Below are 25,197 nucleotides of genomic sequence, written 5' to 3' on the forward strand. Positions count from 1 at the left end.
CCCGAGTCCCGCAGAGAAAGAGCAGCGATCCTAGGCCATGAGTGACGCCAATCAACTGCACGAAAAGCTGCGCCGGCGTATGCAGACAGGAGACTATGTAGTCGGGAATGTGGGCCGCGCCGGCCTCCCGAACGCTGCCGCCATCGGAATTTTCCGCGCGCAATGCATGTCGCGCCACCTGGACAGAATTGCCAGGAATTTGCAGAAATCCGGTAAGAGCTTCTATACCATCGGGTCTTCTGGGCACGAAAACATGGCCGCAGTCGCAGAGGCACTCCGCGATAACGATATGGCGTTTTTGCATTATCGTGATGCAGCCTTTCAACTCCGCCGGGCGATGCGCGTCCCGGGAAGCACACCTCTTCGAGACATGTTATTGAGCTTCACGTGTTCTTCTGAAGACCCGTTGTCCGGGGGCAGACACAAGGTTCTCGGCTCGCGATTGCTCGCGATTCCACCGCAGACATCCACCATCGCCAGTCACCTGCCGAAGGCGGTCGGTGCGGCGTATTCCATTGGCATGCCTCGGGGGGTAAACCGGGGTCCCCACCCCCTCCGTCGCGACGGTATCGTCGCGTGCACGTTCGGCGATGCCTCCGTCAACCACTCCACCGCGCAAGGCGCACTCAACACGGCAGCCTGGATGAGCTACCGTGGCCTGCAGCTTCCAATCCTTTTCGTATGCGAAGACAACGGTATCGGCATTTCGGTGCCGACACCGAAAGGCTGGATTGCCAGCAGCTTCCAGCATCGTCCGGGATTGCGCTATTTTTACGCTGATGGTTTGAATGCCTATGACTCGTACGCCGTAGCGCGGGAGGCCGTCGAGCACGTGCGCGAGCAGCGCCAACCCGCCTTCCTTCATTTATCGATGGTGCGCTTACTTGGCCATGCCGGTTCCGACCCTGAAATCAGCTATCGCTCAAGCGAAGATATCGCGTCCGACGAACAGCACGATCCAATTTTGCATACTGCGCGGCTTATTGCTGATCGAGGAATACTCGACGGGTCCGCACTGTTGGCTATTTACGATCAGGTTGGAGCTCAATGTGAAGCAATTGCCGCGCAAGCTGCCGTCAGGCCCCACTTGGCAAACGCTACCGATGTCATGCGCAGCATTGTGCCACCGAGGCGTGCCGTCGCCCCAGCGTCTATCGTAACTCCTGACGAGCGCCGCAAAGCCTTTGGTCGTGAATGGAACAACATACAAAAGCCTCAGCCAATGGCGAAGCTTCTCAATTGGGGTCTGCTGGACCTTCTTTTAGAGCATCCGGAAATTTTTCTGGTTGGGCAAGATATTGGTAAGAAAGGTGGGGTCTATGGTGTAACCCAGAGGCTACAGCAGCGGTTCAGAGCAGGTCGTGTCATGGACTCCTTGCTTGATGAACAGTCTATCCTCGGGCTTGCTATAGGCGCCGCTCACAATGGATTCCTGCCAATACCGGAAATTCAGTTCCTCGCCTATATACACAATGCGGAGGATCAGCTAAGAGGCGAGGCCGCAACGCTATCATTCTTTTCGAATGGCCAGTTTACTAACCCTATGGTCGTACGTGTCGCTGGGCTTGCTTACCAGCGAGGCTTTGGCGGCCACTTCCACAATGACAACTCCCTGGGCGTGCTTCGAGATATCCCGGGATTAATAGTTGCTTGCCCCTCCAGTGGACGAGATGCTGTTGCTATGCTGCGCGAGTCGGTCCGGCTTGCGCGTGAGGAGCAGCGCATCGTGGTTTTTATCGAACCCATTGCTTTGTACAACATCCGCGACCTTTACGAGGAAGGCGATAACGCTTGGAGCACTACCTATCCGGAGGCGACCTACACGGCGCCTTTTGGGGAAGTCGCCCAGCGCGGTAACGGCCCTCTGGCAATAGTCAGTTACGGTAATGGCTATTACCTCGCCAATCAGGCTTCTCGCACGCTGGAGCTCGAGTATGGCATCGACACTTGTCTCATTGATCTCCGTTGGCTTGCACCGTTACCTGTGGATTCTCTAATCAAAGCCATAGGCAGTTCGGACCATGTCTTGGTCGTTGACGAGTGCCGCCGGTCGGGCAATGTATCTGAGGCTATTATGGCTCACCTGCATGAGGCGGGGTTGCAGCGGATTGCGCGGCTTACGGCAGAGGACTCCTTTATTCCGACGGGCCCGGCCTATGCGGCAACGCTGCCATCTTGCGCCGCGATAGTCGAGACATCTCTTGCTCTTTTGGGAATAGAATCATGAGTAGGAGAGCAGTCTTGGTCTGCCCGGGGCGTGGTACCTACAACCGCAATGAGCTTGGCAGCCTGAAACGAACCGGAGGTGCTTATGAAGAACTTACAGAGCTCTTCGACAATATTCGACGGCGAGAACAGCAATTAACAGTTAGCGAACTAGATGGCTCTGACCGGTTCTCCAGCCGTCTGCACATGCGCAGCGACAATGCCTCGGCACTGATCTACGCCTGTAGCTATACCGACTATCTCAATATAGACGACCACGCCTTAGAGATCGTGGCAGTCACGGGCAACTCGATGGGCTGGTACACCGCGCTTGCCTGTGCCGGGGCGCTGAGTCCCGAGGACGGATTTGAGCTAGTGAACACTATGGGAAGTCTCATGCAGTCGGGCGGTGTCGGCGGTCAGCTCATCTATCCCTGCACGGACATCGATTGGGTTGCTAACCATCAGCGTGAACGTGCGATTCTGGATCGAGTGACGGAGATAGATGGGAGCGCAGACCAGGTACTCAAGGTGTCCATCAGGCTAGGCAGCATGATCGTGCTCGCCGGCAACGAGGCGGGGCTGCGTGCCTTTGAGAAAGCAGTGCCGGTGATAGGTGACCGCTTTCCAATGCGCCTGCCGAATCATGCCGCTTTCCACACATCTTTACTTTCGCCAGTAGCAGACGAAGCCCGACTACAGCTTGCAAATTTACCGCTTCAGCCGACCTCGTTACCTCTTGTCGATGGGCATGGCTCGTTGTGGTATCCGCACTGCTATGAACGTGACCAGCTCTGGGACTACACGCTGGGTCGACAAGTCACAGAGACCTACGATTTCACCACAGCGCTACGCATAGCAGCTTTCGAGTTTGAGCCCGATATGTTCGTGGTACTCGGGCCTGGTAGGACGCTACGCCAATCGGTGGCGCAATGCCTGGTTGCGGCAGGTTGGCGTGACCTTGAAGACCGAAACGCATTCGAGAAACGGCAGGCCGAGGAGGCGATTGTTGTCGGTACGGAATTGGTCAGCTGAAGTAAACCACGGTGGTGGAGCAGAAGTAAGGCCAAGGTGCCCGTGGACGAATGTGGGGGCAGCTCCCTGTTTGATTACCCTGCGAAATGAAAACATGTTACGAGGCGAAAGAAATTACTAATGTAACAGGGGACGCTTGGTGCTTAACGCCAGCCAGAAGATGACCCTGGCGGATATGTCCGAATTAAATGAGAGTGCGGTCGGATAGGTCAACCAGATCGAAAGAGACGTTTCGTCGTCAACCATCAAGATGTTGTTCGAGATTAGTCATGCACTTGATGTCAATGTGGCACGGATTCCAGGGAAGTGAAACCAGTGCTGGTGGTGGCACGCTATGGCCCGACCCATGGATCGCCACACCTATTTTTTGCTCGGAAGTTACAGATTTTCTACTCAATACTCGGGCAATTAATCGGTCAGGGATCCTTTGGCGTACTTTAATGCGCAGCGCAGAGTCTTCGGGTTCCTCTGCTCAAAGCCACGGTGCGGAGTTCGAAATTGAAATTGATTGTTAATGGAAAGCCGGCAGGCCGATGACAGCTTCTACTCTCCGAGTACCCATTAGCATAAGTCCCGTAATCCCGGCACCGTTTCTGCAGTTGTTGTTTCCTGTATAACGCTACCGCCTTACTGACCAACTGAGCAGGTTGAAGCTCTGCTCCTTAAGCGAGTTGCAGAGCCCCCGACTTACCTGGAAGGCGTCCTGGCCTGAATCGGGCACTATGTCGTGTTGCTGCGTTTAAGATGCCGAGTGGCTTATATTTCCCAGAAAATGAGCAATTTCGCCTTGCTTTAAAGTGAAAATTATGAGATAAAAGTTCACTGGGGGAGCATTTGGCTTCGCGCCGCATTTTTTCTACGCGTCAGACTTTTAAGGGGGCAGTTGATGTCCAAGCCAATTCCCGGTAGCGCAAACGTGGTCATCATCGGAGGCGGTATCATTGGGTGCAGCGTTGCCTATCACCTCACGAAGTTAGGGGTAAAGGACGTTGTTTTGTTTGAACGCAGACAGCTTACCTGTGGAACTACATGGCACGCGGCTGGGCTTATCACCACACTTCGTGCCACGGAGAACCAAACTTGGTTAGCTAAATATACACGTGATCTTTATGAGCGTCTCGAGCAGGAAACAGGGCAGGCCACTGGATTTTCGCCGATTGGGTCCATTCAAGTGGCATCCACCGCTGAAAAGGTCGAGGAGATGCGACGCGGCTGTGATGTCGCGGCATCGTTCGGCGTTGAATCTATGGAGATTTCACCCTCGGAGGTCAAGAACCTCTGGCCATTGGCCAATGTTGACGACGTACTTGCCGGCTTCCATTTCCCACACGATGGTCGCGCAAACCCTACCGATACGACGCAAGCACTGGCCCGAGGAGCCCGCCTGGGAGGCGCCCAAATTTTCGAAAACACTAGCGTCGACGAAGTACTAGTTGAGAACGGCAGGGTAATTGGCGTCATTGTCGCAGGGAATAAGATTACGGCAGATGTAGTTGTTAACTGTACTGGCATGTGGGCGAGGGAAGTCGGGTTACAAAGCGGTGTCGCCATACCACTCCAGGCGGCAGAACACTATTACCTGGTTACCGATTCAATTGAGGGTATTAGCACTGAGCTGCCCATTCTGAGAGATCCCGGAAAGCAATCCTATTACCGTGAAGAAACTGGGAAATTAATGATCGGCCTGTTTGAAGATAAGGCAGCCGCTTGGGATGTTCCCAAGATTCCCGAGGAGTTTTGTTTCGACGACCTACCGCCGGATTGGGAACGACTGATGCCTTATCTGGAAACGGCAATGGAGCGTGTCCCCATTTCCATGGATTCTGGTATCCAGTTATTTTTCTGTGGGCCTGAGAGCTTTACACCGGATCACAACTACATCATGGGGCAGGCTCCGAATGTTGATGGTTACTTCGTAGCCGCAGGTTTCAACTCTCTCGGGATCCTCTCTGCAGGAGGCGCCGGTAAAGCATTGGCAGACTGGATCGTTAATGGTTATAGCCCGAGAGATTTTTTTGACAGTGATATTCGTCGTTTTCTACCGCACCAAAACAATTCGAAGTACTTGAAAGACCGAGTTGTGGAGTCGTTAGGTATCGGGTATCAGTACCATTGGCCCTACCGTCAATGGGAAACCGCCAGGGGCGCCAAGCGATTGTTACTCCACGACAAACTCATAGAAAAAAATGCATGTATGGGAGAAGGGGCTGGCTGGGAGCGGCCAAATTGGTACGCCCCCGACGGTGTGGAACCAAAATATGAGTACAGTTACGGTCGCCAAAACTGGTTCGAGTTTTCTGCGGAAGAGCATCGGGCCGTTCGTGAATCAGTAGGTGTTTTTGAACTTTCATCTTTTAGTAAGTTTCTCGTCCAGGGTCGAGACGCTGCAACATACCTCAACTGGATCTGCACAAATGAAGTCGACGTGCCTAATGGCCGTTCAATCTACACCCAATGGCTGAACGAGCGAGGAACTATAGAAGCTGACCTAACCGTTACTCGACTGGAAAAAGATAGCTTTTTAATTGTAACGGCGGCTTTTACTTACACACATGTCCTCTACTGGCTTAAGCAGCATATACGTGACGGCGAGTTTGTCACTGTTACGGATGTCACTACAAATTACGGTGTACTAAGTGTTCAGGGGCCTTCAAGCAGAAAGCTTCTGGAGAAAATGAGTGGGAGTTCGCTGAGTAATGATGCGCACCCGTTCGGGTGGATGCGCGACATTGATATAGGTTACGCGACAGTGAAAGCTCTCCGGATTTCCTACGTCGGAGAATTGGGTTGGGAGCTTTACATACCTTCGGAATACCTTGCTTACATTTTCGACGAATTGATGGACGCCGGACAGGAATTTGATCTGCGGCTGTGCGGATATCATGCTCTTAACTCATTACGAATAGAGAAGGCATTTCGCGAATGGGGACACGATATTGGGTCGGACGATGATCAGCGAGAATCCGGTCTTATGTTTGCGGCGAAGCTTGAAAAGACCGGAGGCTTTCTCGGCGCCGAGGCCCTTCAACAAAGGAAAAATAGTGATCAGAAACTGACCAAGCGATTGGTTCAGTTTTTGATGAAGTCCCCGGACCCATTGCTCTATCACAACGAACCGATTCTGTGTAACGGCGAGCGCGTAGGATATACGTCGTCTGCCGCTTACGGACACACGCTTGGCGGCAGCGTAGCACTCGGCTACGTCCACCATGACGCCGGTGTTGATGCAGAACTTATTAGTCAGGGCAAGTTCGAAATTGTTGTCGCAGGGGTTAGACATGAAGCGCACGCTTCTCTGAAACCCATGTATGACCCTTCATCCCTTCGAACAAAGGGTTGAAGGAAAATAAATACACTGAGAAAAACATATAAGCGGAGATCGCAGCCCCATGAATGAGCGTCAATCATCGCACTACGTTTTACGCGTTTCTTGTGAGGACCAAGTGGGTATTGTTTCGGCTGTGGCTAAATTCTTCGCAGACCGCGAGTTCTCAATAGTCGAGTCGTCGCAGCATACAGAGCCAAGCAGCCAGCAGTTTTTCATGCGTACATTGTTGAATGGAAAGCTGATGAGTGCCGCAATGATGGATGAGATAACTTCGGCTTTTGATGTGATCGCTAGGCTTTTCGAAATGTCATGGTCCTTTCGATCAACTGAAGACAAATTGAAGACCGTTATTGCTGTATCAAAATGGGATCATTGTTTAAAAGACCTTCTCCACGCATGGAAAACCGGAGATCTCCCGCTAGATATTGTTGCTGTAGTCTCTAACCACGATGATCTTAATTCCATGGCGACATGGTACGGAGTTCCCTTCTACCATTTGCCAGTAACGCCCGATACCAAGCCTCAGCAAGAGGCCCAAATGTTGAAGGTGATGAACGAAACGGGCTCTGAACTGATGCTTTTAGCACGCTATATGCAAATTCTTTCTGACGATCTCTGCAAAAAGTTGCAAGGGCGTGCGATAAATATTCATCACTCATTTCTCCCAGGGTTTAAAGGCGCAAAGCCTTATCATCAGGCGTATGAAAAGGGCGTCAAACTTGTTGGCGCGACCGCACACTATGTCACCGGTGACCTGGATGAAGGCCCCATTATTGAGCAGGATGTTTTTCGGGTGGCCCACTCAGACGACGCGGGAGTTCTTGTAGCAACAGGGCGGCAGGTGGAGTCCCGTGTATTGATGCGCGCGGCAAAATGGCACGCCGAGGGCCGCGTGATGTTGACTAATAGTCGCCGCACGGTTGTCTTCGACAGATAGCCATCAGTGAATCTAAAGCGTAGGTATAAAAAATAAATGCAGCTTAAGCCTAAGGTGTAAGGGCACCAGGCTCATTGTGCACCCTTCCCGGCAGCAGTTATAGTCGTTCTGCTTTGATTCCCACCCGCAGGGTCTAATAGCTTGGCGGAGTAATTGTCCAGATCACAATGGTATCGACGTCCTCGAGATTGGCATAACGATGGGGTTTACTGCTTTCAAAGGCAAAACTGTCTCCCTCTTCGAGCTCGATATGTGTGTCCTCGAGCCACAGATTTAGCTTCCCCGTGATTATGATGCCCGCCTCTTCTCCCTGATGAGTGTAGGGCTCGTCGCCGCTGGATGTCCCCGGTGGGAAGGTGCACTTCAGCATCTCGATTTGCCGGCTGAGATTCGGAGAGAGCAACTCGTCGACGATGCCGTTGTTGAAGGTCAGTTTCCTGCGATTGCCACTGCGGACGACCCAGGCGCGCATTGCTTGACCTTCCCCTGTCACTTGATTTTGAAAAAACCAGCTGATTGTAACGCCTAGCGCCCGACTGATTGAATGCAGCGCCTTAATAGAAGGTACAGAAATTCCCCGCTCGACCTGGCTCAGGTAGCCCTGTGACAACTTGGAGGTATTGCTCAGCTCGGACAGCGTAGCGCCGCGTGCCTTCCGCAGATCACGGATATCAAAGCCGAGCGAGCTGTCTGTCTGCGCGAGTTTATTTGCGTCCACCCAGTCCCCCTCATCCGCAATACCCTCGGCGTTTGACGGGCGCAATATGCGTGGTAGTGACTTTTTCTCTGTCATGCTCCTTAGAGCTCCCTCTGTAACTTTCCCGTTCTGACTTTTCCGTGAGGACAAGCCCTGTCGGGCACCTTTCGGTTCGTTCTAAATCTCACGATGCCCAACGGTGACCCAAATTGTCGGGAAATTCAACTTAATTGCTTTTGCGTCGCAAAAATTCATTGGAACGGCTTTGAACCTCGGATAATCTGCTGACTTACAAATAAAAGTGAATAAATATATTTATATGTTCACTAGTTCGACATTGTTTGCTAGCCTTTAACGGTAATGGTGAATTTCAAAAAATAGAGAAAACAAATGAAATACATTATAAGCTCAAAAGCATCTAAGGGATTAGTGGCTACGCTCTCTAGTTTGATCTGCGCGGGTATAGCTGCCGCTGCGGAAATAGAAGAGATAGTAGTAACGGCGCAGAAGAAGGAGCAATCCCTTGTAGAAGTCCCGATTTCGATGTCGGTTATCGGAGCCAATGAAATAGCTGAGTTTGGTATCACCAGTCCATTTGATATCCTTCTCAAGGTACCCGGTATTGACCTTGATTTTGGCAGCGGCGGAACGATACCTCGCTGGAATCTGAGGGGGCTCGGCTTTCAGGGCTTTCAGCCGGGAAACGGCTCGCCGGTAGCGATCTACTATGATGAGGTATTTTCACCGGATATTCTGCAAGGCATGCCTTTATTTGACATGGGTAGTGTAGAGGTGCTTGGCAGGCTGCTGAAAAAGGCATGATTCTGACGCCCGTAACTTTCTCGTCGTTACATGCACCGTGTTTGGTAAAGAGCGCGCCGGATTCGTGCCAGCTTTGCCGGATTGGGGATTCCGGGCCGATTTCCGTTGTGGCAGAGTTCTTCATGGCCTCTGTCGCCTCCATAAGCCGCTCATGGGCGCTATCGTTTTCCCGCATCCCGTCACCTCGCCGCCTCGGGCAGCAGATTTCTGATACGCACCAGATTGTAGGCAGCCATCACCCTCAGAAAGTCCTGCCTTACCCGAGTCAGACCTCTGAATTTTGTTTGTCTGAGTCCGCCAATCTGCTTGGCCCATCCGAAGGGCTCCTCCTCCTGTTTGCGAACCCGCTGGCTAATTTCGTAGCCTGCATGACGGGTCGTTCTTCCGTCTATAGCAGAGCCGCCGGGACGCTTCAGGTTTTGGGCGACGTGCGGTGTAACGTCCAGTGTAACGTCCAGGAATCTCAACACATCGACAAACTCCCGTGTGTCATACCCTTTGTCAGCTCTCAGTGTCGCCCCACTTTTCAAATCCGTCGCCATGTCGATCGCTGCATCGCACTCGGCAGTACCGGTGGCCAAGGTGAGATCAGCATTGACCAGCCGGCCATTGCGGTTCTCCATCAGGGTATGTCCGGTGTAACTGGGGCGCGCTCCCGTACCCTGGCCCTTGGACACGAGGAGGGCCTCGGGATCCGTGCGGGAGGTTTGGGTCTTGTTACTGCGCTTCTCGCCGTGATAGAACTATAAAACGAGGCTTATTAGATTGGATATAGAAAAATTTGACTATGTGGTTGTAGGTGCCGGAGCGGCTGGATGCATCGTTGCTTCCAGGCTTAGTGAAGATGGGAGGAACCGTGTGTTGCTGCTGGAGGCCGGGCCGCGTGACACAGCGCTTGGGTTGAAAATGCCGGCAGCATTTGGAGTGGCCAAAATGATGCTGCCGTTTAAATGGGGGTTCGAGACGGAGCCTGAACCAGGTTTGGTAAACCGGCGTCTGCCACTTCGTATGGGGCGGGTAATCGGCGGATCCTCTTCGGTGAACGGAATGTGCTACCACCGCGGACACCCTGGGATTTATGATCACTGGGAAAACCTCGGTTGCAGCGGATGGGGGTACAGCGATGTGTTGCCGTATTTCCTGAAAGCTGAAACAAACCACGCTCGACAGGATGAATTTCATGGCCAAGAGGGGCCCATGCACATTACAGCAGGGGATGACTCTGAGAGCGGCTTCTCTAATGAATTGGATGAAGCTTTTATTAATTCCGGGTTGGCCATGGGTCTCCAGCGCACATATGATTTTGACGGCAGTGTGCCGGAAGGTATTGGGTATGAGGATCGCACCATCTATAAGGGAGTGAGGATGAGTACTTCGAGAGCTTATCTTTCGGAGGCTGGAAAGCGATCAAATCTAACCGTTCGGCCCGATTCTACCGTTATTAGATTAACCGGGGAAAGTGACAAGCTTTCATCTGTTGAATATGAATACAAGGGTAAGAAAAAGGTTGCTGCTGCTGAAAAAGAGATCGTGCTGTGCGCTGGTGCTCTAATGACCCCCCATATTCTCATGCATTCCGGGGTTGGCCATGCGGATGTGCTGGAAAAGTATGGGATATCCGTTAAAAAAGAGCTTTCCGGCGTGGGTCAAAACCTGCAAAACCACCCGGATGTCGTTTGTAGTTTTGCAATTAATAAACCGGTCAGTTCAAACAGGTTCACGCACGGATTGGGGAGTATTGTCGCCGGTTTGCAATGGCTTCTATTCAAGCGTGGTCCGGTGGCGTCAAATCATTTTGTGGCAAGTGCATTCATTAGGACAAAACCTGACATCGAATTTCCGGATATAAAACTGACCTTTCTTCCATGCTGTTTAAAGGATTCCGGTGAGATACTGTGCAAGCATGGTTTTCAGATCGATATCTCACTTACGCAACCCACAAGCCCGGGCACTGTGCAGATAGGCTCTGCTGATCCCAAGGTGCCTCCAAAGATAGCCCTAAATTATCTAACGGAAGCTAAAGACATGAACGCGATGGTTGCTGCTGTATCCTTCGTACGCCAGCTTGTTTTTCAAGGTGAACTAGAACAATACGGCACATCAGAAATGTCGCCCGGAGCCTCAATGGTCGACGCCGATAGCATCGAAGATTGGATCAGGAACTCAACGAACACGACCCATCACGGAGTCGGCACTGCCAAAATGGGTCTGGAATCCGCGCATGACACTGTTGTAGATTGTAGAGGTCGATTGAAAGGTTTTCCCAACATTCGCATTGCCGATACTTCAATTATGCCTCATATCGTTACTGGCGGCACGTACGGGCCAGTCATAATGATTGCGGAGAAAATCTCAGATCACATCCTCAATCTGCGGCAGGCTTTGTAAGCCATGACTGAATTTGATCCCGGCTCAGCCAAACGCCGTAGCCCGGTGTACCGACAATTCGTGGGTGCCGAGTACTGTCTGGTAGCGGGGCAGCCCCAGGCATTTTCCATCAAAGGGGCAGCACAAGCGACGGCCTTGTACGACTTTACCCTGATGCCGCGCTTCGGTGTGCGAGGCGCGGACGCAGTAAGCTACCTCAGGGATCGGCAGTTTAGTCATCCCGATGCGGTTAACAGGACAGAGGCCAGTGATGATGGCAGCTGGGTGGCACGTCTTGGAAAAACAGAGTACTGGGTGCTGGGCGCTACGAGCGGGAGTGCCTATCCAGATCGCATGCACGGGTTGGCGGAGCCTGGGTCAGATTGTTATCCAGTACCTTGCGACGAGGGCCGGCTGTGGTTTGTACTTCATAGTCCACAAAAAACCGCCGTGGTAGCCTCAGCGAATTATTTGTTACTTGCACTGGATGACGAGTTCAAAGAATTCGATGCTGGCATAGCGGGGCTTGGGCAGATTCTAGAGTTCTGACAGTCAGGCTAACCAACTGGTTAGTGCGCAGAAAAATAACGTATAGCGATTACTCGACGAAGCCGGTTTTAATTTGAGCTCACGCGTTGGTATTTATCAGTTTCGCATCGTCCAATTGCATTGTTGGTAATTGGCCAGCTCGTTCAGAAAGTTTGGATTACGTAGGAGGAATAGTTTGTGTCAGCAATAGTGATTGACGGTAAGGCAACAGCGCTGCGACTGAGGCTGCAGGTGGGTGCGGAAGTGTCACGTCTTGTGGCGGAACACAACCTACAACCAGGTCTGGCTGTGGTCCTTGTGGGTGAGGACCCGGCCAGCGAATTATATGTGCGTAATAAGGGTCGACAGACTGTGGAAGCGGGCATGCTTAGCCGTGAACATAAACTGGCTGCCACTGTTACCGAGGAACAGCTGTTGATGCTGGTTGGGCAACTCAACGATGATCCCATGGTGCATGGGATCCTGGTTCAGCTACCACTGCCCGAGCACATTGACGAGCAGCGAGTTCTGAGGACCATTAACCCGGCCAAGGACGTGGATGGCTTTCACCCGGTCAATGTCGGTGGGCTGGCCACAGGCGATCCGGCTGCTCTGGCGCCATGTACACCGGTCGGTTGCCTGCTGATGCTTATAGAGCAGTTCGATGGTGACCTATCCGGGAAGAATGCGGTCATTATAGGTCGCAGCAATATTGTAGGGAAGCCGATGGCACAACTGCTGCTCAAGGAGAGCTCCACGGTTACCATCGCCCACTCCCGTACTCGAGATCTGCCCGGCATATGTCGCGGAGCCGATATCGTCGTTGCAGCCGTTGGTCGGCCGGAGATGGTGAGGAGTGACTGGATCAAGCCGGGCGCGGTAGTGATCGACGTGGGTATCAATCGTATCCAGCGAGAGGGCGAGGAAAAGGCAAAGCTGGTGGGTGACGTAGCATTTGATGAAGTGGTGAAAGTAGCTGGAGCGATCACTCCTGTACCTGGCGGCGTTGGTCCCATGACCATTGCCTGTCTGCTGCGCAATACCGTAGTTGCTGCCTGCCGGCAGGTTGGAGTTGTTTGTGAGCTTGATTGAGGTATTACGCCGATTAGTTTTCTCTTAAGGGTATTCCCTGCTAACTCCCTGTTAATTGGATTCACTGGCACCCGATTTGGAGAAAAAAGCCAGTAAAAATAGTGGGGTCGGGCACGTACGGAGTAAGGGCGAGGACTCAAGTGGGAAAATTCCCTGTAGATTTCCCGTTATCAGGGAATTTCCCGGAGACAATCCCTGCTCAGACTGCTTCCACCGCCATCATATAGGTTAAAAGGTCCGTGGTTACTGGGTCTTGTAATTCCAGGCTCTACCCATTTAACAGGGGGTCGGCCGATATTCACTAAACCCTGTTCATGATGTCATTTCACTCGCAATGAGTATGTGGCTCTGCAGGAGGCTTGGCGCGCCAACCCCCGCAACAGGTGCTCCCCGGAGGCCTGAAAAGAAGCCTCACTGTGTAGTGAGGCTATTTGCCTGTTTTGAGAGGGCTGGCTATCAGGCAGCTTTACGCAGTCTCCTGGCTCCATACAATCCTGTTACGCCAGCGAGAGCCAAAAACGCCCACAAGGGCAGGGCTGGAACTGGAGTGGCTGGCGCACATGTATCGGCTGCGGCACCAGCACCCACCGCAATATTTAAGCAGATGAACCCCAGGGCATCAGTATCATTCGAAGCGATGGCGATGACATATTCAGTGCCACCCGTCAGCGCAATATCTAGATCTTCTGCACAGTCACCGTCGCAAGAAGACCCAGCAACCAAGCCGGGATAGGTGTTGGTCCACCAGTTAGGCGAAACGATATTATCGTCATCCTGATAGACAACGCACTCGTTCCCTGCGTCAGCCAGATCAAACACCTTTATTTCAGTGTCATCGCCAATGGCTTTGATGTTAATCGTTTCATTGCCTGATGGCGTGTAGCGATAGAAAAAATCTCCTGAAAAGTTGCTGTTGCCACAGAAGGGGTCAGGAAGCGTCGTGAAGCCACTGTTATCAACGATTTCCTGATAAGGCAATGAGATCGACGCTGCATCGCCAATAAGGTCTGACGCAGCATTTGCCAAGCCAGCCGACAGAACAAGAGAAGTAAATACAATCCCAACCCTGGACAGAAGGTTCATACCTGAGTATCCCCGATGCTGAAGTTATTTTGTGTTTCATCCGCACTCTTTTAAAGTTAGCCGACTACGCCAATAAACACAATGGGGTTCTACCCCACTTCAACGGACGCTTCTAAAGCGGCTGTGGACTTCCCCTGGTTCATGGAGGTTTCTAGCCTATTCTAAACCCGGTTAATGATGCCAGCGGAACGCCCCACCGCCCATCCACAATGGGTCAGCACCCTCAGTCGGTGATTCTCGAAATTCCTGAACCCGTAAGCCGTCCTGGTCGTCATTCCATCCCGGTATGAAGTCCTTCAGTGACTTGCAGCCTGGCAGGCGCGAGCGATATTTTGGCTGGTCCCGGACAAATCCAAGACGATAAGCTTGACCGTGTCACGCCCCGGCAGTTGCAGCGGCGAATCTGATTCATTCGGACTCCATGTAGGGAGGTACTCCGTTGTCTGGTTCAGTAATTGATGCGGCCATTGTGCAGGCCTACATCGAGACAGAATATCGTGTCTTTGCCAACCCACCGTTTATCCTCCGAATCGGCGAGTCCAGTGCTGAGCTGGTGGCGTTGCACGAGCGCCATCAGGTCGACTGCAGCGCATTTGTCACGGCCTGCAATCCGTTCAGCCGGCCGATCGATGAAAGTGTCAATCGCGAGCGCCAGGTAGTGCTGGCTGAAGACCTTGAGGCCCAGGGGCTGGTGTTCGTGCCTGGCGCCGGTCAACATCCATCCAATCGGTGGCCGGCGGAGGAGAGTCTGCTTGTCCTGGGCCTGGATCTCGACGCGAGCAGGACGCTCGGGGTTCAGTATCAGCAGAATGCCATCGTCTGGAGTGGCGCGGATGGAATCGCGCAGTTGATCCTGCTGCGGTGATGGGAGTTCAGTCAGGCTGAATCGTCACCGGTGGCCTTCACCGCATCGTCTGGGCTTCGCGTGTGGAAGAACGCCTGCCGACACCCTTCAAGTGGGTTGCGTTCGCGAAGGCGAGCAACAGTTTTTCTCGGAGTGTTGCCTGGTGTCGAAGAGCTCTTCGATCACGGCCGCCCGCTCGACAGTATCAGGCATCCCGTCTGTGCGCCGTCCACTGGCTACCGTCCCACCAGCGCAACCTGCCAGGCTGTTCCGTGTCGGGATACCAGCCTTCGGGAGGGGCGGTCGGTGGGGGCGCATCGTGCCGCTTGGCGGCGTCCGGCGGAGCGGCTGAAACACCGGCCGAATCATCGGCTCTCGCGGCGGCGCCAGCGGGAGCCAACGCGGCACTTGCCGGATCCGCAGCCGTTTCAAACAGGCTCGCCCCACCCTGGCCGGTACCTTTTTGGCCGGCTGCGGTCTGCTCAACATCCACACCCCCCGAGCGCGCGCGTTGCGCCAGAGAGAGCAGGTCGGAGAAAAACCCGCTGGTGGTCCCCGCCTCGCGCCGGTCGCGCCGACCGCCGATGAAGAGCCAGACGCCGAATACGATCAGCGCCACACTCACCAGCAGACTGAACAGTGACAACAGTACCACCAGCCCCCCCGCACCAATGAAGATCAGGTGAAACTTGCCGTCGATACCGTCGGTGCGATAGGCATTGGCAGGGTTGCTTGCGGAATAGAGGATTTCCACCGACTTGCCGATGGTGGGGCGGCCACTGGAGCGTACCGAGGCGGTGAACTGGTATTCCTCACCATCCACGGTATAGCTGTAGCGAGGCGCATACATCGTTTCGCCGTCGCTGTTTCGGCCCTCTTCCACCTCGACAATGGTGCCTTGCGTCGCTACCCCGTCCGTCAACTCATCCGGCGCCATCAGGTTGCCGGCGCCCATGAAGATGAGCCCGAAGACAACGCCGAATATGCCGCCGAACAGCCCCCCCTTCTTGCCCTTGCGACCATCGGTCACGCCACGAATGGTGCCAAACAGTCCCTCGGCGACCAGTACTGCCCCGGCGGTCATCTTCGCCGCGCCACGAGCCGCAGGGTCATCGGACCAGTTGGTAGACACCGTGTTCATGAAGTGCTTGATACGCTGAAGCATGTCTCCCCCTTTGCGACAGTCATATTGCATACAGAGTGCCAAGTATAGGCCGGCTAGACAACCTGCGCCCTGAGCATCTTCCCTTTGCAAGGAGAATAGCAATGGCTCGATTTCCCTCCCTGCCCGAGACGCCTCATCTCGGTGATGTGTTCAAATCATTCGGCCGTGGGATCTGGCCGTTGACCGAGTTCCACGATATTGTTCTGCGCGGCGAATCTGACTGGACCATTGCCGAGCGGAAAATGCTGGCACTCTATGTCTCCGGCATCAATGCCTGCAGTTTCTGTCATGACACGCACAAGATGCTGGCGCCAGACGATTGGTTGTTTGCGCCTCTATAATCTAGCTCTCTCGAGATCCTTGGCTATGCTCGTCCAGGTCGAGACACCGTAAGGCACCATGTAGGTCAGCACCAGCTTGAGCCAATTCGGGGCTTGTCCCTGGAACAGGGTGTCGCCTTGATTGATGATGGTCAGCAGCGTACCCACAACCAGTGCCAGTTTGAGGGCGCGCAGCGCTGTTCCCGGCACAGCAGCCATGCCCAGCACATGGCCTATAGACACTCTCGTATCACTCTTCTGCGGCATACAGTCCTCGAGTCGGTAGAATTGGCACCAGATCCAGTCTCAATTTTCCAGTATGGATGCTCCCAGTGTACAGGTGTTACGTTGCAGGCTCAGGAAACCGGACAGCGCTGGCAAATACCGCCTGTTGCATGGTCAATGGATTCGCCCGAGGGTTTGTTGATGGGGGCTGATCTGATGGATTGCCTGGATGCGCTGCTGCAGCGCATGCCGAACAAGCAGCGAGCTGGCCAGCACTTACCTTGATGGTGAGTTGCCCTGGCGTGCGCGTATGGCCGTGAGAATGCACCTGTTGATGTGTCACCACTGCCGCCGTTTCATGGGGCAGTGGGATGGTGGCAGTGATGAAGTTGAGGCGATCTTCGACGAGATCCGGATGGCCCTGGGATCCGTCTCCAACATGTTCCGGGCGTACGCGAGACACACCGAAGGAACGCGCCTTGCTGGTGCTTGCCCGGCAGGCAAACAGCGACCCCCACGGGGCGTCGGTCGCTACACTGGACCTCGCGCGCAGGGCGGGGGCGGATGACCTGGAAATCATCGAGGCACTCGCCATCATGGAGCTGTTTTACCTCGCTTAACCGATTCCTCAATACCCTGGATGTTCCGCTGGAGGGAGTCGCGGGCTGACCGCTAGCCCGGGAATGTGTGACGCAGGCGGGATGGGTCTTGCAGGCCTAGAAAAAGAGCGCCAATGCACTGTATTTCAGTGCCAGGCCGGTGCTGCTGAAAAGCAGGACCCGCAGCAGCGGATAGCGGATCATGCCTGCCACCAGGATGACTATGGGGGAGGAGAGCGGGAACAGGCAGAAAAAAAATATGGTCCAGCTACCATAGGCTTCGATCCGGTGCAGGTTGCGAACATAGTTCTCCTCGCCGATGACTTTTTCAATCACGCTGTCGCTGAACGCGAGGCCAATCTTGTAGTCTGCAGTTTGCGCCAGCAGGGCCGTGCCCAGGGCCAGCCCGAACAACGTGGTAAGGTCGTGCCCCGCGCCGAGCATGTGCACGTAGAAAATTTCCACCGGCGAAATGACCAGGAAAAGGTAGCCTGTGAAATGGACAGCGGCAAACGTCCATAGCGTGGTTTCCTCTCCGGTGGTCACCGCATTGCGCAATAGCACCGAGAGCAGGGCAATGCCAACGAAGGCGCCAATGGCAAGAAACAGCCATCGTGGTGTTCTATTCATGATGGCGTAGAGGCACATCTGTGTGTGAACAACGTTGTGTCCCACTGAAGGTTGGGAAAGTCTGCGGAGGGTAAACGCCCACTATGTCCCGGTCAACGCGAGGGGGCCTGGTCGCCCTGCCGGTCGCGATGCCCTCCCTTGCGACTACCAGATGGGAACTCATGTCGGCTCACTCCTGTTGAACCGGCCTCGTGGATGGAACCCCGGCGTGGCGTTATACTCTTTGTACTTGCGGGAAAATGGAAAGTTCATGACGACTCTCACGCTGGCAATCAGCGGCAGTGGTGGTGCCGGCGCAATCTCCACCGGCGAACTGGTGTTGCAGCTGGCCGCCGGGAGCGGCGGCTACGGCATGCTGAAAAAGACCTTCAGCCCGCAGATCCGGGGGGGCGAATCGGCTGCCATCCTGCGCCTTGGCAACGCGCCGGTATCCACCATCCCGGCCAGGATCGACCTGCTGATAGCGCTGGACTGGCAGAACTTTGCCCGCTTTGCCGATGAGGTGCCGATCAGCGCCGACACGCTGGTACTGCACACAGGCACCGATGCGCCGCCGCCCGGTATCGCCGGCGACAGGCTGCTGAGCGTCAATGCCGCGAAGATCGCGGCTGCCGCAGACTCGGGCTGGCTCAACATGGTGTTCCTCGGCATGCTGGCGCAGGGTCTCGGCTGCGCACTCTCCGCCACGGAGGCATTGCTGCAGGCGCGCCTGCGGAAGCACGACCAGGCGACGCGGAACGCCGCCTGCCGTGCCCTCCGGGCCGGCTTTGCGGAGGCGCTACCGGGTCCGCTGCAGACGCTGCTCGCGGCATTTGCCCCGCCGGCGGTGCCTGCGCCCGGGGGCAGTCCCTCCCCTGCGAGGTGGCTGGCCAGTGGCAACCAGATGGCGGCGCTGGGCGCGCTTGAGGCCGGGGTGCGCTTTGTCGCGGCCTATCCCATCACCCCCGCCTCCGACCTGCTCGAGTGGCTGGCCCGCCATATCGAGCACTACGGCGGGCACCTGGTGCAGGCCGAGGATGAACTCGCGGCCATCAACATGGTGATCGGCGCGGGTTTTGGCGGTGTACCGGCCCTGACCGCCACCTCGGGCCCGGGCATGGCCCTGATGAGCGAGTCCATGGGGCTCGCGGTGGCGAGCGAGACGGCGGCAGTCGTGGTGGACGTCATGCGCGGCGGGCCGTCCACGGGCATTCCCACCAAGAGCGAGCAGAGCGACCTCAACCTGGCCCTGTACGGCCTGCACGGCGATGCCCCCCACATTGTGCTGGCGGCGCAATCGATTGCCGACTGCCACTTCACCACCGCGTGGGCGGTGCACCTGGCAACCCGGCTGCAGACCCTGGTAATCGTGCTCAGTGACCAGTCTCTCGGCCAGTCGATTCAGGTGTTTGATGCCCCTGCCGGCACCTGCCCCCGGGCGGTCATTGAGCCTTCCGGGCAGGCGGAACCGTATCTGCGTTACCGCGATACGGCATCCGGCGTGTCGCCCCTGGCGTTCCCGGGAGAGCCTGGCCACATGTATACCGCCGACGGCCTGGAGCACGGCGAAAATGCGATCCCGTCGCCGCGCGCGCGCGATCACCGCTTGCAGCTGGACAAGCGCCTGCGCAAACTGACGGACTTTGACTTCGGCGAGCACTGGGCAGATCTCCGCGGGCAGGCTGACGGCAGCACCCTGATAATCTGCATGGGTTCGGTCACCGCACCCGCACTGGAAGCGCAGGATGCCCTCGCAGCCACAGGCCACGAGGTCGCGGTACTCAGCCTGCGCCTGCTGGCACCGCTGCCGGTGGCGCAACTGGCGTCGCTGCTGGAGCAGGCGACTCGTGTGCTGGTGGTGGAGCACAACCACGGCGCCCAGCTCTGCCACTACCTGCGCGCGCAACTGCCGCAATACCGCTTCGAGAGCCTGGCGCTGCCGGGGCCCGCGGCGATACAACCCCGGGATATTCTTGCCGCGCTGGAGGTCGCTGATGTCGCTTAAAGCCAAGGACTACAAATCCGGGATCAAACCCATCTGGTGCCCGGGCTGCGGGCACTACAGCGTGCTGAATGCGATCACCAAGGCCATGGCCGCACGGGAGCTTGCCACACACGAAACGGCGATCATCTCCGGGATAGGCTGCTCCTCCCGCCTGCCGGCCTATGTCAGCAGTTACGGCTTTCACGGCGTGCACGGGCGCGGCTTGCCGCTGGCCACCGGCCTGAAAGTCGCACGCCCAGACCTGGAGGTGGTGGCGGTGGGCGGCGATGGCGACGGCTTCTCGATCGGTGGCAACCATTTCCTCCACGCCTGTCGCCGCAACGTGGATATCGTCTACATCGCCATGGACAACGAGGTCTACGGCATGACCAAGGGGCAGGCCTCGCCCACCAGCCCGGAGACCTGGCTGGACGGCAAATTGACGCCACACGGTACCGAGGTGCGCGCCTTTCAGCCCTGCGCCATCGCCCTGGCCAGTGGTGCCGGCTTTATCGCCCGCGGCTACAGCGGCGACCCCAACGGCCTGGCGCAGCTGATTTTCGAAGGCATGGCCTTTCCCGGCTTTGCGTTCATTCATGTGCTCAGCCAGTGCGTGACCTTTGTTCCGGAACAGACGGCCTGGAAACAGCAGGTGCACAGCGTAGAAAGTCTCCCTGACACGGCTGCCGAGGCCGCCGCGTTGATGCACGCGGACGACGGTTTCGCCAAGGGGATTCTCTATCGCAATCCGCGGCCGGTGTGGCCGCGGCCCCACGCGCAGGCAGCAGCGACCGATCCACGGGCGGAGTTCGAACTGTGAATAAAGACCTGATCTCGGATCTGCCGCTGTTCCTCGCCCACAGCCTGGAACTGGAGCGGGAGTCCGCCGAGCGCTTGCGCGAGTTTGCCGACACCATGCGGCATCACCAGCAACACGCCCTGGCGCAGTTGTTCGCCGAACTGGCAGGCTACAGCGACCTGCATGCACAGGAGATCGCGGCCATCTGCGAGGGCCGCAAGCTGCCGCGGCTCAAGGCCTGGGAGTTCACCTGGCCCGGCGATGAGCCGCCGGAAACCAGCGCCTATGCAGGCCTGCGCTATGAGATGCAACCGGAGACAGCGCTGCGCCTGATGATCGACCAGGAAAATGCGGCGGCTGATTTCTATGCCACCGTCGCCGCGCAGTCGAGCGATGCGGAGGTCGTAAAGCACGCCGCGGAGTTTGCACAGGAAGAGCGCGAGCACGCCAGCCTGCTGCAGGCGAGGCTGGCAGCACTGCAGGAGACAGGCAGTGACGCGGCGGCGCCGGCGCCCGATATCGATCCGCCGCAGCAACCGGAATAGGGCGTCCAGGCATGTCACGACCCTCGAAAGTAGTGGCGCTGGTTCCCGCCTATGAATCCGCCGATTTCATCCAGGCGACACTCGACTCGCTTTCCGCCCAGACCTACCCGCATTTCGAGGTGCTGGTCTCGGTCGACGTCTGCGACGATGGCACCGCCGGGATATGTCTCGCCCACAGCCGCAGGGACCCGCGCTTTCGCGTTGTTTGCCAGCATGGCAAACGCCTGGGCTATGCGGCCAACTGCAATTTCCTGATCGCAGAGGCCGATGCCGATTATGTAATGCTGGCGTTCCACGACGACCTGCTGGAACCCACCTTTGTCGAGAAACTCTGTCGCGTTCTGGACCAGCGGCCCGAGGTCATCCTGGCGTTCCCGGATACCCACCTGACCAATATCGACGGCTCGGAAGAACACTGGCAGTTCACCGCTCTGGAGGGTCTCAAGACTCCGCGGCAGCGCGGCCTGGTCATGCAGGGGCGGCCGTGGCTCTGGTGGGCGCCCAATCGCGGTATGTTTCGCCTGCAGCAAGCCAGGTCCATTGGCGGGATCAAGCCCCACCGGGCGGGGGAATTCTCGGTCGACTTTCCCTGGCTGCTGCACATGAGCCTGCTCGGCGAATTCGCCCGGGTGCCGGAGGTGCTGGTCCACAAGCGCTACCAGCCGCGCAGCCTGTCGCGGGGCTGGGAATTCAATCCCCGGGAGTGGTTTGAAGTGACGGCATCGTGCATGCGCGAGCTGTGGAACGCCGATATCAGCACCGGGGACAAGCTGGCAATCAGCCGGCCCCTGCGCGCCGAGCTGTCGCTGATGCAGGCGGAAATTGCCGGGAAGCGCTCTCCCGGTGTACTCGCCAGACGCCTGCTCAGCCGGCTGAAGCGCGGGCTGACGCGCTTCAAGTGAAGGACGACAGTGTCGAATTCGAACAATAGCCCCACGGACGCCGATAAAATCGCGCTCGAAACGCGGGTGGCAATGGTCCCGCTCCGTCGCTGCAGCGACGAACGCGGATTGCTGCTGCCGCTGGACTGGGAATCCCTGCCGTTCACGCCGCGCCGAATCTTCACCGTCAGCGGCGTGCCGGCGGGTACTGTCCGCGGCGGCCATGGACACCGGACCTGCGCCCAGCTGTTGGTGGCGATCGCGGGCGAGATCGAGGTACAGCTGGCCCACGGCGGCGAGCGTCGGCGCGTGGTGCTGACGCCGGACTCGCCGGCACTGCTGGTGCGCGCCGGCGTCTGGTTCAGTCAGACCTACCTGAGCGAGGGCGCGGTGCTGCTGGTACTCGCCAGCGAGCCCTACAATGCCGCCGCGATATTCGACGACCCGGAGCAGGCGTGAACAGCAAGCCCCGCATCGCCGTACTCGGCGCCGGCATCATGGGCAGTTGTGCCGCCCTGTTGCTGGCGCACAGGGGCTGCCGGGTCACGTTGATTGATGCCGCGCCCGAGCCGGTCGCCAGGGCGAGCCGCTGGAACGAGGGCAAGATCCACCTCGGGTACCTGTACGCCGCAGACCCGTCGCTGCACACGGCGCGCCACGTGTTGTCGGGCAGCCTGGCGTTTCGGCCGCTGCTGGAGCAGTGTACCGGCAGTTCCATCGCTTCGCTGATGACAGCCGGGGATGACATCTACCTGTGCCATCGGGAGTCGGTAGTCTCTGCCGACGAGCAATGGCGCTACCTGCAGGCCGTTGACGCACTGGTGCGAGCGCACCCCGGTGCCGGTGACTACCTCGTCGATGTCCGCAACGCGCACAGCGAGCCACTGTCACCGGCACAGCTGGCGTCGCTGTCTGGTTCCCCGGACATCGTCGCGGGATTCCGGACACCGGAGCGTTCCGTGTCTACGATCCGGGTCGCAGCGCTGCTGCAGCGTGCCTTGCGGGCCGAACCCGCTATCACCCTGGCCCTGGATACTCGCGTCACAGGGATCAGCTCGCAAGGTGGTGAACATCGCGGCCCCTGGGCCGTAGCGACAGCCGCAGGTGACTTCCACGGTTTCGATGTCGTCGTCAATGCGCTCTGGGAAGGCAAGCTGGCGCTCGACCGGACCCTGGGTATCGGCCCGCCGGCACGCTTCTCGCACCGTTACCGCCGGGCCCTGTTCATCCGCACCACGGTGCCGCTGGCAATCCCCAGCGCCCTGATCTCGACGGGTCCGTTCGGCGACCTCAAGAACTTCGGAGACCGCGATTTCTACCTGTCCTGGTACCCCGGCGGGCTGGCGGCCTACGGCACCGATGTGGATCCGCCGCCTGTTGCCGGGTTGGACGAGCAGGCAACCGCACAGCTCATTGGCGCGGTATTCGACAATCTGGGGCGCTACCTGCCCGCCGTGCAGCGCATCAGGGACCACATCGAATCCGTGCATGTGGATGGTGGCTGGGTCTATGCCGCCGGCCAGGGTCAGCTCGCCGATCCACAGTCGTCGCTGCACCAGCGCACCGATTTCGGCATCGAGCAGCATGGCCGTTACTTCAGCATCGATACCGGGAAGTACTGTACGGCTCCGTGGCTGGCCGAGCGCCTCGCGGTACGGATCTGTGAGGAGTCTGTGTGAAAAGGCAGGTTATACTATCGCCGTGGCCAGACAAAAACGGCCGTCGGTCCTTGCGGCCACGTCAGCTGATTGCGGGCTGCTCACGGGGGTGATCATTGGCAACCTGGAAAAAGCATGTTTGAGAATCCGGATTCACAGCAGCTGATCAGCCGCCTCCTGCAATGGCTTGCGGACGAAGTCTGGTCGCCCGGCACTTTGTACCAGGCGGTCATGATCCTGCTGGCCCTGGCCTTTGGCATGCTGGTTTACCGTGTCGTGCGCGAGCGTTTGACCGGCTTGATTGACAACGCTGACCTGCCCATCCGGGTAAAACTCGCCTGCAACAATCTGAAGAGTCTCGTGGTACCCCTGGTGATGCTGGGCGTATTGTTCGTCATCAGTCTAATCGTTTCTTCCGGATACGCATTCCTGCGGGTCTCACTGGTCACCGGGGTAATGAAGCTGCTGCTGGCCTATATGGCGATTCGCATCGCCACGCAGTTCATCTCCAACGTCATGGCGCGTGATTTTTTTGCGCTGACCATGCTGTTGATCGCAGCACTCAGTATCTTCGGGATTCTGGACGACGCCACCATTGCGCTCGATGCGATGGCGTTCAGCATGGGACAGTTTCATATTTCCGCCCTTGCGGTTGTCAAAACCATCCTGTCTCTTGTTGTGTTGCTTTACCTCGCGACCTTTCTCTCCACCTTTGCCGAACGCCGGGTGCTGAAAAGCAAGAGCCTCACCCGCTCCTCGCAGGTACTGGTCGCGAAGATTGTCCGCATCGTGCTGGTGACCTTTGCGTTGCTGATCGGGGTCACCAGCGCGGGTCTGGATTTGTCCATCTTTGCCGTGTTTTCAGGTGCGGTGGGCCTGGGCATTGGTTTCGGTTTGCAGAAAGTGGTCTCCAACCTGTTCAGTGGCCTGTTGCTGTTGCTGGACAAGTCGATCAAGCCCGGGGACGTGATCGAGCTGGAAGCCAGTGCCACGTTTGGCTCGGTCACCCACATGGGTGCGCGCTACACGGAAATTATCACGCGCAGTAACAAATCCTTTCTCATACCCAACGAGGATTTCATTACCCAGCGCGTCATCAACTGGTCCCACGGTGATCGCCTGATCCGTATTCAGGTAGAGTTCGGGCTGCACTATGATTCCGACCCCCACGAGGTGATCGACATTGCGGTCGCAGCTGCCAAGCGGCCGGCGCGGGTTGTCGCCACCCCCGAGCCGATCTGCCTGCTCATGGAGTTTGGTGACAGCTCGCTCAATTTTGTCCTGCGCTTCTGGATTACGGATGCGGAAGCGGGCGTCAGCAATGTACAGGGGCAAGTCATGCTCTCACTGTGGGATGCGTTCAAGGAGAACGGTATCCAGATTCCCTATCCACACCGGGAAGTCTATCTGCATGCTGCTCCGTCTCCGGCTCCTTCCGATTAGGTCAGGCGCAGTTGGCGCACCCTGTTAATCA

General features: G+C 56.8%; 24 protein-coding genes and 1 pseudogene. 19 read left to right on the top strand and 6 right to left on the bottom strand.

The window, feature by feature from the left end; genetic code table 11:
- Positions 1-37 precede the first annotated feature (37 nt).
- The 4 genes from RLO07_RS05790 to purU all read left to right on the top strand — a co-directional run bounded on the left by RLO07_RS05790 (position 38) and on the right by purU (position 7,505).
- Complete coding sequence (locus RLO07_RS05790) at positions 38-2,227, top strand: dehydrogenase E1 component subunit alpha/beta (protein WP_462291182.1); 2,190 nt, start codon at positions 38-40, stop codon at positions 2,225-2,227.
- Complete coding sequence (locus tag RLO07_RS05795; RefSeq protein ID WP_462291183.1) at positions 2,224-3,240, top strand: ACP S-malonyltransferase; 1,017 nt, start codon at positions 2,224-2,226, stop codon at positions 3,238-3,240. Before RLO07_RS05790 ends, RLO07_RS05795 begins: the two co-directional genes overlap by 4 nt.
- A gap of 886 nt (positions 3,241-4,126) precedes the next feature.
- Entirely contained in the window at positions 4,127-6,580 is a 2,454-nt protein-coding gene (locus tag RLO07_RS05800) for a GcvT family protein (protein WP_462291184.1), read from the top strand.
- 49 nt (positions 6,581-6,629) lie between these two features.
- The gene (gene purU, locus RLO07_RS05805; RefSeq protein WP_462291185.1) at positions 6,630-7,505 is read left to right on the top strand and encodes a formyltetrahydrofolate deformylase; all 876 of its coding nucleotides are present in this window, start codon (positions 6,630-6,632) and stop codon (positions 7,503-7,505) included.
- 133 nt (positions 7,506-7,638) lie between these two features.
- Here the strand turns inward: purU and RLO07_RS05810 are convergent, their stop codons facing one another.
- Positions 7,639-8,298, bottom strand: a complete 660-nt coding sequence (locus RLO07_RS05810) for a helix-turn-helix domain-containing protein (RefSeq protein WP_462291186.1) — start codon at positions 8,296-8,298, stop codon at positions 7,639-7,641.
- Between the two features lie 294 nt (positions 8,299-8,592).
- Here RLO07_RS05810 and RLO07_RS05815 point away from each other — a divergent pair, with 294 nt between their 5' ends.
- A complete protein-coding gene (locus tag RLO07_RS05815) occupies positions 8,593-9,024 on the top strand; it encodes a TonB-dependent receptor plug domain-containing protein (protein WP_462291187.1) in 432 nt (143 codons plus the stop codon).
- Positions 9,025-9,203: 179 nt separating this feature from the next.
- Here RLO07_RS05815 and RLO07_RS05820 read toward each other — a convergent pair whose 3' ends face one another.
- Positions 9,204-9,701, bottom strand: coding sequence for a transposase (locus tag RLO07_RS05820; protein WP_462291188.1), 498 nt, complete (start codon positions 9,699-9,701; stop codon positions 9,204-9,206).
- A gap of 88 nt (positions 9,702-9,789) precedes the next feature.
- Here RLO07_RS05820 and RLO07_RS05825 point away from each other — a divergent pair, with 88 nt between their 5' ends.
- From RLO07_RS05825 to folD, 3 genes are all read left to right on the top strand, one after another.
- Entirely contained in the window at positions 9,790-11,412 is a 1,623-nt protein-coding gene (locus tag RLO07_RS05825) for a GMC family oxidoreductase N-terminal domain-containing protein (RefSeq protein ID WP_462291189.1), read from the top strand.
- Positions 11,413-11,415: 3 nt separating this feature from the next.
- Positions 11,416-11,940: a hypothetical protein gene (locus RLO07_RS05830; protein WP_462291190.1), complete on the top strand. Its 525-nt coding sequence runs from the start codon at positions 11,416-11,418 to the stop codon at positions 11,938-11,940.
- A 189-nt stretch (positions 11,941-12,129) separates the two neighbouring features.
- On the top strand, positions 12,130-13,011 hold the full coding sequence (folD, locus tag RLO07_RS05835) for a bifunctional methylenetetrahydrofolate dehydrogenase/methenyltetrahydrofolate cyclohydrolase FolD (RefSeq protein ID WP_462291221.1): 882 nt from the start codon (positions 12,130-12,132) through the stop codon (positions 13,009-13,011).
- Positions 13,012-13,467: 456 nt separating this feature from the next.
- Here the strand turns inward: folD and RLO07_RS05840 are convergent, their stop codons facing one another.
- Positions 13,468-14,094 carry a hypothetical protein gene (locus RLO07_RS05840; protein ID WP_462291191.1) on the bottom strand — a complete coding sequence of 209 codons (627 nt, stop codon included), beginning with the start codon at positions 14,092-14,094 and terminating at the stop codon, positions 13,468-13,470.
- A 439-nt stretch (positions 14,095-14,533) separates the two neighbouring features.
- Between RLO07_RS05840 and RLO07_RS05845 the strand changes: the two genes are divergently transcribed.
- Entirely contained in the window at positions 14,534-14,959 is a 426-nt protein-coding gene (locus RLO07_RS05845; protein ID WP_462291192.1) for a DUF3293 domain-containing protein, read from the top strand.
- A gap of 184 nt (positions 14,960-15,143) precedes the next feature.
- On the opposite strand, the gene RLO07_RS05850 is transcribed toward RLO07_RS05845, so the two are convergent.
- Complete coding sequence (locus RLO07_RS05850) at positions 15,144-16,103, bottom strand: DUF3592 domain-containing protein (RefSeq protein ID WP_462291193.1); 960 nt, start codon at positions 16,101-16,103, stop codon at positions 15,144-15,146.
- A gap of 101 nt (positions 16,104-16,204) precedes the next feature.
- On the opposite strand from RLO07_RS05850, the gene RLO07_RS05855 reads away from it, so the two are divergent.
- Entirely contained in the window at positions 16,205-16,444 is a 240-nt protein-coding gene (locus RLO07_RS05855) for a hypothetical protein (protein WP_462291194.1), read from the top strand.
- Here the strand turns inward: RLO07_RS05855 and nrtS are convergent.
- Positions 16,439-16,666, bottom strand: coding sequence for a nitrate/nitrite transporter NrtS (nrtS, locus tag RLO07_RS05860; protein ID WP_462291195.1), 228 nt, complete (start codon positions 16,664-16,666; stop codon positions 16,439-16,441). The genes RLO07_RS05855 and nrtS overlap by 6 nt on opposite strands.
- 211 nt (positions 16,667-16,877) lie before the next feature.
- Between nrtS and RLO07_RS05865 the strand changes: the two are divergent.
- Positions 16,878-17,006 (top strand): annotated as a pseudogene (locus tag RLO07_RS05865) (zf-HC2 domain-containing protein); the annotation flags it as partial.
- 121 nt (positions 17,007-17,127) lie between these two features.
- Complete coding sequence (locus tag RLO07_RS05870; RefSeq protein WP_462291222.1) at positions 17,128-17,268, top strand: hypothetical protein; 141 nt, start codon at positions 17,128-17,130, stop codon at positions 17,266-17,268.
- Between the two features lie 96 nt (positions 17,269-17,364).
- On the opposite strand, the gene RLO07_RS05875 is transcribed toward RLO07_RS05870, so the two are convergent.
- Complete coding sequence (locus RLO07_RS05875) at positions 17,365-17,877, bottom strand: hypothetical protein (protein ID WP_462291196.1); 513 nt, start codon at positions 17,875-17,877, stop codon at positions 17,365-17,367.
- A 250-nt stretch (positions 17,878-18,127) separates the two neighbouring features.
- On the opposite strand from RLO07_RS05875, the gene RLO07_RS05880 reads away from it, so the two are divergent.
- The 7 genes from RLO07_RS05880 to RLO07_RS05910 all read left to right on the top strand — a co-directional run bounded on the left by RLO07_RS05880 (position 18,128) and on the right by RLO07_RS05910 (position 25,166).
- Positions 18,128-19,861 (top strand): 2-oxoacid:acceptor oxidoreductase subunit alpha, encoded by a 1,734-nt coding sequence (locus RLO07_RS05880; protein WP_462291197.1) that lies wholly within the window; start codon positions 18,128-18,130, stop codon positions 19,859-19,861.
- The gene (locus RLO07_RS05885) at positions 19,851-20,660 is read left to right on the top strand and encodes a 2-oxoacid:ferredoxin oxidoreductase subunit beta (RefSeq protein ID WP_462291198.1); all 810 of its coding nucleotides are present in this window, start codon (positions 19,851-19,853) and stop codon (positions 20,658-20,660) included. Before RLO07_RS05880 ends, RLO07_RS05885 begins: the two co-directional genes overlap by 11 nt.
- Positions 20,657-21,184: a ferritin-like domain-containing protein gene (locus tag RLO07_RS05890; RefSeq protein WP_462291199.1), complete on the top strand. Its 528-nt coding sequence runs from the start codon at positions 20,657-20,659 to the stop codon at positions 21,182-21,184. The genes RLO07_RS05885 and RLO07_RS05890 overlap by 4 nt, the downstream gene beginning before the upstream one ends.
- Positions 21,185-21,195: 11 nt before the next feature.
- Positions 21,196-22,086, top strand: coding sequence for a glycosyltransferase family 2 protein (locus tag RLO07_RS05895; RefSeq protein WP_462291200.1), 891 nt, complete (start codon positions 21,196-21,198; stop codon positions 22,084-22,086).
- Between the two features lie 72 nt (positions 22,087-22,158).
- Positions 22,159-22,524: a sugar 3,4-ketoisomerase gene (locus RLO07_RS05900; RefSeq protein ID WP_462291201.1), complete on the top strand. Its 366-nt coding sequence runs from the start codon at positions 22,159-22,161 to the stop codon at positions 22,522-22,524.
- Positions 22,521-23,744 (top strand): NAD(P)/FAD-dependent oxidoreductase, encoded by a 1,224-nt coding sequence (locus RLO07_RS05905; protein WP_462291202.1) that lies wholly within the window; start codon positions 22,521-22,523, stop codon positions 23,742-23,744. The genes RLO07_RS05900 and RLO07_RS05905 overlap by 4 nt, the downstream gene beginning before the upstream one ends.
- 114 nt (positions 23,745-23,858) lie before the next feature.
- Positions 23,859-25,166 carry a mechanosensitive ion channel family protein gene (locus tag RLO07_RS05910; protein ID WP_462291203.1) on the top strand — a complete coding sequence of 436 codons (1,308 nt, stop codon included), beginning with the start codon at positions 23,859-23,861 and terminating at the stop codon, positions 25,164-25,166.
- The last annotated feature ends 31 nt before the right edge of the window (positions 25,167-25,197 follow it).

The sequence above is a fragment of the Haliea sp. genome, assembly GCF_040221975.1.
Classification (GTDB): Bacteria; Pseudomonadota; Gammaproteobacteria; order Pseudomonadales; family Halieaceae; genus Haliea.

Bases quoted from the DNA above. Each gene is read 5' to 3' on its own strand.
- RLO07_RS05900 (WP_462291201.1), top strand. From the start codon at position 22,159: ATGGTCCCGCTCCGTCGCTGCAGCGACGAACGCGGATTGCTGCTGCCG.
- RLO07_RS05855 (WP_462291194.1), top strand. From the start codon at position 16,205: ATGGCTCGATTTCCCTCCCTGCCCGAGACGCCTCATCTCGGTGATGTG.
- RLO07_RS05875 (WP_462291196.1), bottom strand. From the start codon at position 17,877: ATGAATAGAACACCACGATGGCTGTTTCTTGCCATTGGCGCCTTCGTT.
- RLO07_RS05810 (WP_462291186.1), bottom strand. From the start codon at position 8,298: ATGACAGAGAAAAAGTCACTACCACGCATATTGCGCCCGTCAAACGCC.
- RLO07_RS05850 (WP_462291193.1), bottom strand. From the start codon at position 16,103: ATGCTTCAGCGTATCAAGCACTTCATGAACACGGTGTCTACCAACTGG.
- RLO07_RS05910 (WP_462291203.1), top strand. From the start codon at position 23,859: ATGTTTGAGAATCCGGATTCACAGCAGCTGATCAGCCGCCTCCTGCAA.
- RLO07_RS05830 (WP_462291190.1), top strand. From the start codon at position 11,416: ATGACTGAATTTGATCCCGGCTCAGCCAAACGCCGTAGCCCGGTGTAC.
- RLO07_RS05800 (WP_462291184.1), top strand. From the start codon at position 4,127: ATGTCCAAGCCAATTCCCGGTAGCGCAAACGTGGTCATCATCGGAGGC.
- RLO07_RS05790 (WP_462291182.1), top strand. From the start codon at position 38: ATGAGTGACGCCAATCAACTGCACGAAAAGCTGCGCCGGCGTATGCAG.
- RLO07_RS05795 (WP_462291183.1), top strand. From the start codon at position 2,224: ATGAGTAGGAGAGCAGTCTTGGTCTGCCCGGGGCGTGGTACCTACAAC.
- RLO07_RS05880 (WP_462291197.1), top strand. From the start codon at position 18,128: ATGACGACTCTCACGCTGGCAATCAGCGGCAGTGGTGGTGCCGGCGCA.
- RLO07_RS05885 (WP_462291198.1), top strand. From the start codon at position 19,851: ATGTCGCTTAAAGCCAAGGACTACAAATCCGGGATCAAACCCATCTGG.
- purU (WP_462291185.1), top strand. From the start codon at position 6,630: ATGAATGAGCGTCAATCATCGCACTACGTTTTACGCGTTTCTTGTGAG.
- RLO07_RS05840 (WP_462291191.1), bottom strand. From the start codon at position 14,094: ATGAACCTTCTGTCCAGGGTTGGGATTGTATTTACTTCTCTTGTTCTG.
- RLO07_RS05815 (WP_462291187.1), top strand. From the start codon at position 8,593: ATGAAATACATTATAAGCTCAAAAGCATCTAAGGGATTAGTGGCTACG.
- RLO07_RS05895 (WP_462291200.1), top strand. From the start codon at position 21,196: ATGTCACGACCCTCGAAAGTAGTGGCGCTGGTTCCCGCCTATGAATCC.